Annotated in this window: 1 protein-coding gene; it reads left to right on the forward strand. The window is 55.1% G+C overall.

Translation table 11 applies throughout. The annotated features are described in order from the left end of the window. On the forward strand, nt 1–526 hold a 526-nt coding region (locus R7093_RS27865), incomplete at both ends, for a TRAP transporter large permease subunit (protein ID WP_318147363.1).

Here is a 526-nt window from a genome sequence, read left to right on the forward strand (position 1 = left end):
GGCGCTCTTTGCGCTACTGCTCGGGTTTCCCGTCGCGTTCACATTCGGCGGTATTGCTCTTATTTTTGGTGTTTGGGCAGAGGGCATGGACATGTTTGCCTTCATGCCATATCGAATTCAATCCATCATGGAAAACACGGTGCTGATGGCTGTACCGCTGTTTGTTTTCATGGGGCTCGTGCTGCAAAAAACGAAGCTAGCAGAGCAGCTGCTGGAATCGATGGGGCGTCTGTTTGGTGGCGTCCGTGGCGGCATCGCAATTTCGACGGTGCTGGTGGGCGCGCTACTTGCGGCATCGACTGGCGTAGTGGGAGCGTCGGTGGTGGCCATGGGGTTGATCTCTCTGCCTGTGATGCTCAAATACAACTATGACAAAGGCCTCGCGTGCGGAACCATTTGTGCTTCAGGTACGTTGGGGCAAATTATTCCTCCTTCTATCGTACTCATTTTGCTCGGCGATGTGCTTGGCGTGCCAGTGGGAGATTTGTTCCAAGCGGCCGTGTGGCCGGGTATCGCGCTAGTGGGT

It is taken from the genome of Vibrio sp. 1580 (genome assembly GCF_033340055.1).